Origin of the sequence: Actinoallomurus acaciae (assembly GCF_042429965.1) — a bacterium.
GTDB classification, from domain to species: domain Bacteria; phylum Actinomycetota; class Actinomycetes; order Streptosporangiales; family Streptosporangiaceae; genus Actinoallomurus; species Actinoallomurus acaciae.
The window spans coordinates 1-8,993 of sequence record NZ_JBHLZP010000341.1; the positions used below are offsets into that span (position 1 = coordinate 1).

Sequence of the window (8,993 nt, forward strand, 5' to 3'; positions counted from 1 at the left end):
ACGATGTCGGGCGCCGGCTTGCTCTGCTCCGCCTCGCTGGACGACGTGGCGGCGCCGATCGCGTCGTACGCGTCGAGCGCGGCGCGCAGCGCCGCCAGTTCGCCGGCGGCCGCGGAGCTGGCCAGGACGACCTCCATCCCGCGCCCGGCGCAGGCGCGCAGGAGGTCGGTCGCTCCGTCGAAGGCGCGCAGGCGGGTCCAGAACGTGGCGTACAGCGACCGGTGGGCGGTTCGCATGTCATCGTCGGCGTCGCGGTCGCGGTCGGCGGGCAGCAGATGGTCGAGGAGCTTGTCCGAGCCCATGCCGATCGCGCCGTGGACGTCGGCCATGTCCACGCCGTGCCCGTGCTGCCGGAACGCCTCCCACCAGCACACCGCGTGCAGGTAGTTGGTGTCGACCAGCGTGCCGTCCACATCGAAGATCACCGCGTCCGCCATGCCGGTCGCCTACCCGGGCGATGGCCCGGTAACCGCGCCGGGGCGGCGATCAGTCGGCGAGGGTCCGCAGCAGGCCACGAAGGGCGTGTTCGAGGGTGTGCCTCTCCTCGTCCGTCATGCAGGCCGACAGCCGGGCCAGGTTCTCGGCGTGCTCGCCGAGAGCGGCGTCGACGGCCTTCAGCCCCTTGTCGGTGAGGGTGATGCGGAAGCTGCGCCGGTCGTTGGGGTCGAGGCTGCGCTCCACGAACCCGGCCGCCTCCAGCCGGTCCACGCGGCTGGTCATGCCGGCCCGCGACATCATCAGATCGGCCGCGAGCTCCGAGGGCATCAGCGCGTACGGCGGGCCGGATCGGCGCAGCGCGGCGAGCACGTCGAACTCGCCCCCGCGCATGCCGTGCCGCACGAACACCGCCTCGGTGACCGGACCCAGCATCGCGGCCACCTGAACGAGCCGCCCGAAGACCGCCATCGCGGACAGGTCCAGGTCAGGCCGTTCCCGTCGCCACTGGTCAATGATCACGTCGACCGCGTCCCCGCCGTCCTTCATGCGCGCAGTCTATTCACTCAAAGATAGTTTGATCGCTTACTATTTCGCTGCTTATTATCGGCACGGCGTGGCGGCCGGCCCCGAAATGCCCATCGGCGCCCGCGTCCTGCCGGGCGGCATGGCCGCGCTGATGATCCCCCAGGTGCTGTCGATCACCCATGTGACCTTTCCCTGTTGACGCTCAGCCTGGCCGGGCCGCGCGAGCCATGACACCACCGGAGACGACCGTGATCGATCTGACGCTGATGTACGCGGCCCACGACGCCTTCCGGCGCGATCTGGACCGGCTGACCTCGGTCGCCGCGACCGGCGAGGTCGGCTCCCGCGAGGTCCGCGCCGGCCGGGACGGCTTCCGCCGCTTCCTGACCGTGCACCACGAGGCCGAGGACGCCGTCCTGCGGGCGAAACCGTCCGAACGCCCGCAGGACCCGCGGTTGCTCGACGACATGGAGGACGAACACGCCGAACTCGACCCCAGCTCAAGGCGGTCGGCACGGCCATCGCCGCCGGTGACCCGGTCGCGCTGCGCAGGCACGGCGACGTGCTGGCCGGCGGCCTCACCGCACACCTCGACCACGAGGAGACGGACGCGCTGCCGCTGATCCGCGAGACGCTGACCGACGCCGAGTGGGCCGGGTTCGGCGCCGGCGGCCGGGTCTGTCCGGCGCGGCGGCGTACTTCCCCTGGCTCCTCGACGGAGTGCCGGACGACCGGGCGCGGCAGGTGCTGAGCATCCTGCCGCCGCCGCTGCGCCTCATCCACCACGTCCTGTGGGCCCGCGCCGCAGACGCCGCGCCCGCCGGACCTGCCGGTGGGAACCTCCGGGTCGTAGAGACCCGCGCCGCGACCGCCGGCAGGGGACCCCTGCCGGCTCGCGTCGTGCCGGGGAAGGCTGCGGCCAGGTTTGGCCCGGCCGGGACGGGTAACGGCGAGCCACATGGACCTTTCCTTTCTCCGACCGTTGTACGAACGGCCTGGTCCGTACGTGTCGATCTACCTCGACATGACCCGGACGGCCGAGGACTCGTCCAAGCTCATCGAGTTGCGCTGGCGCGCGCTGCGGGAGGAGGCGACCGCCGCCGGTGCCCCCGGGGAGGCCCTGGCCGCCCTCGACGACCTGGTGCGCGAACACGACGAGCGCCGGACCTCCGGCGGGCTCGCGGCGTTCGCCACCCGCGAGGGCGTCGTGCTGTCCGACGTACGGGACGAGCCGTACGTCTGCGAGCAGGCGCGCTGCGGGCCGCTCCCCCACGTCATGCCGCTGCTCGCGAGCGGACCCGAGCCGCTCCCGTACCTGGTCGTCGTCGCCGACCGGCAGGGCGCCGCGATCACCCGGGTGGGCCGCGACCGGACGCGCCGCACCACCGAGGTCCGGCCGGAGACCGAGTCCCCGATCCGCAGGCCGCACGGCGGCGACCTCGACCAGTCACGGATGCAGCGCGCGGCCGAGGACACCTGGCGCGCCAACGCCAAGGCCGTCGCCCGCGAGGTCGACGACCAGGCCACCGGAGAGAAGGCGGCCGTGATCGTCCTGGCCGGCGACCCGCAGGCGCGTGGCGCGCTGCTGGACGAGCTGTCCAAGCCGGTGCTCGCCCGCACGGTCGAGTCCCGTCACGCGGAGGGCGCGCCGCTGGCCGAAGAGGTGGACCGCGCCGTCGAACTGGCCGAGGCGGAGAACCTCACCGACCGCCTGGAGCGCTACCAGCGGGAGCGCGGTCAGGGCGGCCTCGCCGTCACCGGCCTGCACGCCGTGACCGAGGCCCTGCGCCGTGCCCAGGTCGACACGCTGGTCATCGAGGATCATCCGGAGTCCACCGACCGCCTGTGGTTCGGCCCGGCACCGACCGACCTGGCCACCTCCGCCGCCGACCTGCGTGCGGTGAACATCGCCGAGCCGGAACAGGACCGGGCCGACGCCGTCCTGGCCCGCGCGCTGGCGCAGACCGGTGCGGAGATCGTCGTCCTGTCCGAGGAGGGACCGCCGCTGGAACACGGCATCGGCGCCGTCCTGCGCTTCGCCGCCTGAGCCGCTCCCGCCGGCCGGCCGGGCGCCCGGCCGGTCGGCGATCAGGTCGTACCGTCGCGGTTGGCGATGATGACCGCGACGAGCGGAATGATCGACGCCACGGCCGAGAGCGCCACCGCCCACACCCGCGAGAACGGCGCGACGACCGTCCAGGCGACCAGGTAGAGCAGCCCGCAGATCCCCATCAGCGTCAGGTAGATCCGCCTGCGGCGTCTCACGGCACGGCGGCGCGGTCCCCGTACCGCAGCAGGGCGCCCAGCCCCTGGTGGGCGCGCCAGCCGTCCAGCGTGATCAGCAACAGTTCGCCATCCGTGCCGGCCAGCGCCCGGACCAGGGCGGCGTCCGCGCGGTCCGGAACCGGATCGGGTACGCCGCGCTCGTGCAGCTCGTCCGGTGAGGTGGCGATGTCGGTGCAGTGCGGCCCCGTCCACACCGGCGTGCGGGCGTCGGCGCGGCCGTCGATCAGCAGGCTCGCGACCTGGGCGTTGCGGAGCGCGCCGATCACCGGCTTCAGGCCGTCGACGGCCCGTCGGCCCTTCCTCAGCTGCTCGTTGAAGCGTTCCACGGCGGAGGTCATCCGCGCCGCCCGGGTCCGCCGTACGGTCTCGGTGACGTCGGCGTCCAGGCCCGGTCCGCCGGCGCGCGACTCGACGGTGCGGGCGAGCACGGGCTCGGAGAGCTGTTCCAGTACGGCGGCGCGCTCCCGTACGTCACCCGCGATCACCACGAGCTCGAACCCGCAGGAGCCGACGGTCTGGTCGATCACGCGTGCGGTCTTCTTCGCGTTGGCGCGCCAGGCCTCCTCCGCGGCCTGCTGAACGTGCGGCTGGCGGAACATGTCGCCGCCCTTGGGCTTGTGCACCGGGGCCTCCACCGACGGCGGCACCACGGCGCCCCACCGCGTGCCGTCCGCCGCGACGCATGTGAGGTGGGCGCCCAGTCGGTTGACCACGGCGACGAGCCGGGGGACCGGCTCCCCCCGCTGTTCGAGCAGCGGCACGACGTGCGGCAGCGGCGCGTAACGCGCCACCTCCTCACGTGGCGGGCCGTCCAGGAGCGCCGCGTACGCGACCTCGCGGCCGTGCGCGAACACCGCCAGGCAACCGGACTCCCGCCGTTCCTTCTCGTCCCGGACGACGCGTTCGACCGCCGCGATCGTCTCCGGCGGAGCCCCCTGGTCGGCCAGTTCCTTGCACTGGACGCGCCGGCGCACCTCGACGGCCCGCGGATCCTCCGTACGCCGCATGTCGAGATAGACCGACGCGAACGGTCCCGGGCGGTCATACAGCGCCCTAAGGAACGAAAGGTCCATATCGCATGCCATACCCCGTCCTCGGCGACGGGATCAGGCCAGAGTCTCGACGAACTCCGCGAGCTGCGTGAGGTTGCGGCACTCGTGCATCGGCAGCACCTCGGCGTACACCGAGGCAGCCGAGTCACCGGAGTCCCAGTCCCCGGCCGGCTCGGGGTTGAGCCAGTACGCGTGCCGCGCCCGTCCGGTGAGCCGGCGGACCGTGTCCAGGCCCGGGTCCTGATAGTTCGTCCGGGCGTCACCGAGGATCAGCAGGGACGTCTTGGGCGTGATCGCGTCGCCGTACCGCTCCTCGAAGACCGCGAACGCGCGCCCGTAGTCGCTGTGCCCGCTCACCCAGACCAGGTCGGCCTCGCCGGTCATCCGGGTGATCGCCTCGACCACGTCGGCGCCGGGGGCGAAGAACCGGGTGACCTCGTCCAGCCCGTCGATGAAGGCGAACGCGCGCACCTTGGCGAACTGCTCGCGCAGCGCGTACGTCAGCAGCAGCGTGAAGTGCGCGAAGGAGGAGACGGAGTCGCTCGCGTCGCAGAGCACGACGAGCTCCGGCTTGTGCGGGCGGCGCGGGCGGTGGTGCGTGGTCAGCGGCACGCCTCCCGTGGACAGCGAGGTCCGCACGGTGCGGCGGAAGTCGAGACGCCCGCGCCGGCCGTGCCGGTTGCGTACGGTGAGGCGCGTCGCGAGACGGCGCGCGAGCGGGTGGATCTCCCGGCGCAGGGCGGCCAGGTCGGCACGGGTCGCGCGCAGGAAGTCGACCTGTTCGAGGGGCGGCCGCACGTTGGCACGGGCGACCCGCCGTACGCCGCGCTCCTCGGCGATCCGGCGGCGTACGTCCTGCCCGACGAGCTCCTCGAACCGGGCGATGCGCTGGGCGAAGGTCCGCCGCGCGACCTTCTCCTCCAGACCGCCGCGCTCGGCGAGCACGGCGTTCAGCAGCCCGGCCATGAGCGTGTCGGCCGACAGGATCCGCAGCACCTGGTAGGAGAACCACTGGCCGGAGCCGCCGCCGCCCCGCCCGTACGCGCCCACGACCCCGCGGGCGAAGGCGCGCAGGGCCTCATCGTCGCCGCTCCGCAGGATGCCGCTCAGCTCGTCGCGAAGCCGCGTCAGCTCCGGGTCGCCGTACGCCGGCTTGTCGCGCGCCTCCTCGGTGCTGCCCATGACCGGCGGGAACCACAGGTCGAAGAGCAGGTCGAACGCCTCACGGTGCGCGGGCCGCTTGACGAGCGTGGCCGCGTACGCCGCGCGCAGCGACGCGCGGTCGCCGAGGTCGACGGCCTCCAGCGCGTGGACGGCGTCGAGCCCCTCGGCGAGCGAGACCGGCAACCCCGCCTCACGCAGCGCGGCGACGAAACCGATGTGCCTATCGAGAAGAGCCATCGAGCTCCTTGCGGGCGCGCTCCTGGTCGGAGTTGTGCTTGAGAACGACGCCCAGGGTGGCGTTGATCGCGTCCGCGTCGAGGTGGTCGAGGCCCAGCGCGAGGAGCGTACGGGCCCAGTCGATGGTCTCGGCGATGGAGGGCGCCTTCTTCAGCTCCAGCGCGCGCAGCGTGGCGACGACCTGCGCGAGACGTCCGGCGAGGGCGTCCTCGATGCCGGGGACCCGGGCCTTGACGATGTCGCGCTCGCGCTCGGGGCTCGGGTAGTCGAGGTGGAGGTACAGGCAGCGCCGCTTGAGCGCCTCGGACAGCTCACGGGTGGCGTTGGAGGTCAGCACGACGAACGGCCGGCGTACGGCGGTGATCGTGCCCAGCTCGGGAATGGTCACCTGGAAGTCCGACAGCACCTCCAGGAGCAGGCCCTCGACCTCGACGTCGGCCTTGTCGGTCTCGTCGATCAGCAGAACGGTCGGGTCGGCGCGCCGGATGGCGGTCAGCAGCGGCCGCTCCAGCAGGAACTCCTCGGTGAAGATGTCGTCGTGGGTGGCGCTCCAGTCCTGGTCTCCGGCGGCCTGGATGCGCAGGAGCTGCTTCTTGTAGTTCCACTCGTACAGGGCGCGCGGCTCGTCGAGGCCCTCGTAGCACTGGAGCCGTACGAGTGCGGCCTGCGTGATCTCGGCGACCGCCTTGGCCAACTCGGTCTTGCCCACTCCGGCCGGGCCCTCGACCAGCAGCGGCTTGCCCAGCGCGGCGGCCAGGTAGACGGTCGTCGCGATGGCGTCGTCGGGCAGGTAGCCCACGGACGCGAGCCGCTCACGTACGTCACCGGGGGATGTGAAGGTCATCGGCCCTCCCGTGGCACTGTTCCGAACCGCGTTCGAAGTTATCCCACCCGCGTGCCGCCGAGGTGATCAGCCTTCCCCGGACGCCCGCAGGTGCAGGCCGGCGGGGATCGCGGCGAAGGCTCCCTGGAGCCGCCGGATGAGGTGGTCACGGCCGCCGCGGGCGTCGTCACGGACCCAGTCGCGGGCGGCGACGGACCAGGCGGTGGTGGTGAGCTCGGCGAGGACCTGAAGGCGCATGTCGTCGCCGTCCAGACCGAGCTTGCCGGCCAGGCAGGCGACGACCTGGCGTTCGATGCCGGTGCGGTAGTGGTCGACGTAGGCCAGCAGGGCCGGTGCGGTGAGGATCAGCCTGCGGGTGGCCACGTAGCGCCGGTCCCAGTCCGGGTCCAGCGCGGCCGCGACGCCGGTGAGGGCGTCGCGGAGCTCGTCGAGGATCACCCCGTCCGGCCGGCGCCGGTCGAGCGCGGCCGTGTAGGCCGTCCACACCTCGGCCTCGGCCTCGATCCCGACGGCCTCCTTGGCGGGGAAGGCGCGGAAGAAGGTGCTCTTGGACACCTCCGCCTCCTCCACCAGCCGCTCCAGCGTGGTGGCCTCGAAACCGTCGGCGGTGAACAGGCGCAGCGCGGTCGCGGCCAGGGCACGGCGGGTGCGAAGCCGCTTGCGCTCGCGCAGAGGCAGGGACCGTTCGTCGATCACGGCCGGGCCGCCACGGCCGGGAGCATCCGAGATGTCCGCCATGGCGGGGAGCCTACCCCAAGGCGACGCTGGGGATCTGACGAGCCTCAGTATTTTTTGGTACTTGTGCTTAAACGAGACTGAGTGTCACAATCTCCATCACGCCCCACACAAGGAGCCGTCATGTCCCCCACCCTGAACCCCGAGATCGTCGGCCAGGCCGAGAACGCACACGAGGCCGTGCTCGCCCGGGCCCTGGCCCCGACCGGCATCACCAAGCAGCAGTGGATAGCGCTCGCCCTGGCCGTCACCGCGCCCCTGGGCGCCGACGGGCTGGCCCGGCGCCTCGCCGGCGCTCTGCGGAGCGCCGACCCCGCACACCGACACCTGGGGGGCCTGGTCGCGGCCGGGCTCCTCACCGCCGAACACTCCGTGACGCCTGCCGGGCAGGAGCTGTTCGCGCGGGTCCGCGCGGAGACCGGGCAGGTCATCGCCCGCGCCTACGCCGGCATCCCCGCAGAGGACCTCCAGACGGCCGCCCACGTCCTGGAGCTCGTCACCGGCCGCCTCGACGCGGTCGCTTGAACCCCTTCGACCACAGGTTTCGACCAGAAGTAAGGACGACTCATGCCCGAGATCGATGTGCTCGACTCGACGATGTACCACGAAGAGACCGGCGGTGGCTCCCCCTGGGTCTTCCTGCACGGCAACCCCGGCTCGTCCAGGCTGTGGCGCAAGGTGCTCCCCGCGGTCGGCGCGGACGCCCGGCTGCTGGCCCCCGACCTCATCGGCATGGGGCGCTCGGGCAAGCCCGACGTGCCGTACCGGTTCGCCGACCACGCCCGCTACCTCGACGCCTGGTTCGAGCGGATGGGCCTGGAGGACGTGGTCCTGGTCGGCCATGACTGGGGCGGGTCACTGGCCTTCGACTGGGCGGCCCGCCACCCGGACCGCGTCCGCGGCGTCGCCTTCTTCGAGACGATCGTCCGGCCGATGTCCTGGAGCGAACTGGGCGAGGGCCCACGCTCGCGCGCCGAGGCCATGCGGGGGCCGCAGGGCGAGGCACTGGTGCTCGACCAGGACTTCTTCGTACGGACGGCGTACACCGGCGGCGTGCTGAACCCGCTGAGCGAGGAGGAACTGCGGGCCTACCTGGCGCCGTACCCGACCCGCGAGAGCCGCCGCCCCGTCCTGGAGTGGGCCCGGTCCCTCCCCTTGGACGGCGAACCCGCCGACGTGGCCGAACGCGTCGAGCGGTACGACACCTGGCTCGCCGCCAGCGCCGAGGTGCCCAAGCTCCTGCTCACCTTCGACTCGTCCCCGACCCTGCTGATCGACGAACGGCTGGCCGCCTGGTGCGCGGCCAACATCGCCGCCCTGGAGACCGAACACTGCGGCCCGGCCGGCCACCACGCCCCCGAGGACCGACCGGAGGCGATCGCCACGGCAATCACCGCATGGGCCACCCGCCACGGCCTGAGCGGCCCTGGGGCATGACGACCGCCGACGCCTTAGGGCGTGTTCCGGGATCCCGCCCTCCGGGACACTCCCCGCCCGGGACACTCCCCGCCCGGGACACTCCCCGCCCTCCCAAGGGGCGCCGACCCCACTTCCATTGTCAAGCCACCCCACACACCAAAGAAAGACCACACGCACGGCTGTGGAAAACCCACGACCCGACCACTTCGAGACAGACCCTAGATCGTTGATGGGTTATTGCTGAACCAGGCGCGGGCATGGCGAAGGGCGTCCACGATCGGTGTGTGACGACT

General features: G+C 72.5%; 12 protein-coding genes. 5 read left to right on the forward strand and 7 right to left on the reverse strand.

The window, feature by feature from the left end; all coding sequences use genetic code 11:
• Both ACFFNX_RS33425 and ACFFNX_RS33430 read right to left on the reverse strand, forming a co-directional pair.
• A partial coding sequence (locus ACFFNX_RS33425; RefSeq protein ID WP_378209862.1) for an HAD family hydrolase occupies positions 1–437 on the reverse strand: 437 nt, incomplete at its 3' end.
• Between the two features lie 49 nt (positions 438–486).
• Positions 487–984 (reverse strand): MarR family winged helix-turn-helix transcriptional regulator, encoded by a 498-nt coding sequence (locus ACFFNX_RS33430; protein ID WP_378209863.1) that lies wholly within the window; start codon positions 982–984, stop codon positions 487–489.
• Here ACFFNX_RS33430 and ACFFNX_RS33435 point away from each other — a divergent pair.
• From ACFFNX_RS33435 to ACFFNX_RS33445, 3 genes are all read left to right on the forward strand, one after another.
• Entirely contained in the window at positions 983–1,162 is a 180-nt protein-coding gene (locus ACFFNX_RS33435) for a hypothetical protein (protein WP_378209864.1), read from the forward strand. The genes ACFFNX_RS33430 and ACFFNX_RS33435 overlap by 2 nt on opposite strands.
• A gap of 49 nt (positions 1,163–1,211) precedes the next feature.
• Positions 1,212–1,586, forward strand: coding sequence for a hemerythrin domain-containing protein (locus ACFFNX_RS33440; RefSeq protein ID WP_378209865.1), 375 nt, complete (start codon positions 1,212–1,214; stop codon positions 1,584–1,586).
• A 383-nt stretch (positions 1,587–1,969) separates the two neighbouring features.
• The gene (locus ACFFNX_RS33445) at positions 1,970–3,010 is read left to right on the forward strand and encodes a baeRF2 domain-containing protein (RefSeq protein WP_378209866.1); all 1,041 of its coding nucleotides are present in this window, start codon (positions 1,970–1,972) and stop codon (positions 3,008–3,010) included.
• Positions 3,011–3,051: 41 nt separating this feature from the next.
• On the opposite strand, the gene ACFFNX_RS33450 is transcribed toward ACFFNX_RS33445, so the two are convergent.
• From ACFFNX_RS33450 to ACFFNX_RS33470, 5 genes are all read right to left on the reverse strand, one after another.
• On the reverse strand, positions 3,052–3,228 hold the full coding sequence (locus ACFFNX_RS33450; RefSeq protein WP_378209867.1) for a DUF3099 domain-containing protein: 177 nt from the start codon (positions 3,226–3,228) through the stop codon (positions 3,052–3,054).
• Positions 3,225–4,322, reverse strand: a complete 1,098-nt coding sequence (locus tag ACFFNX_RS33455; protein ID WP_378209868.1) for a baeRF2 domain-containing protein — start codon at positions 4,320–4,322, stop codon at positions 3,225–3,227. Before ACFFNX_RS33455 ends, ACFFNX_RS33450 begins: the two co-directional genes overlap by 4 nt.
• A gap of 33 nt (positions 4,323–4,355) precedes the next feature.
• Positions 4,356–5,702 (reverse strand): vWA domain-containing protein, encoded by a 1,347-nt coding sequence (locus ACFFNX_RS33460; RefSeq protein WP_378209869.1) that lies wholly within the window; start codon positions 5,700–5,702, stop codon positions 4,356–4,358.
• Positions 5,686–6,546: an AAA family ATPase gene (locus ACFFNX_RS33465; RefSeq protein ID WP_378209870.1), complete on the reverse strand. Its 861-nt coding sequence runs from the start codon at positions 6,544–6,546 to the stop codon at positions 5,686–5,688. The genes ACFFNX_RS33460 and ACFFNX_RS33465 overlap by 17 nt, the downstream gene beginning before the upstream one ends.
• 66 nt (positions 6,547–6,612) lie before the next feature.
• The gene (locus ACFFNX_RS33470) at positions 6,613–7,284 is read right to left on the reverse strand and encodes a TetR/AcrR family transcriptional regulator (RefSeq protein WP_378209871.1); all 672 of its coding nucleotides are present in this window, start codon (positions 7,282–7,284) and stop codon (positions 6,613–6,615) included.
• Positions 7,285–7,404: 120 nt separating this feature from the next.
• On the opposite strand from ACFFNX_RS33470, the gene ACFFNX_RS33475 reads away from it, so the two are divergent.
• Complete coding sequence (locus tag ACFFNX_RS33475; protein WP_378209872.1) at positions 7,405–7,806, forward strand: MarR family winged helix-turn-helix transcriptional regulator; 402 nt, start codon at positions 7,405–7,407, stop codon at positions 7,804–7,806.
• A 42-nt stretch (positions 7,807–7,848) separates the two neighbouring features.
• The gene (locus ACFFNX_RS33480; protein ID WP_378209873.1) at positions 7,849–8,718 is read left to right on the forward strand and encodes a haloalkane dehalogenase; all 870 of its coding nucleotides are present in this window, start codon (positions 7,849–7,851) and stop codon (positions 8,716–8,718) included.
• Positions 8,719–8,993 lie beyond the last annotated feature (275 nt).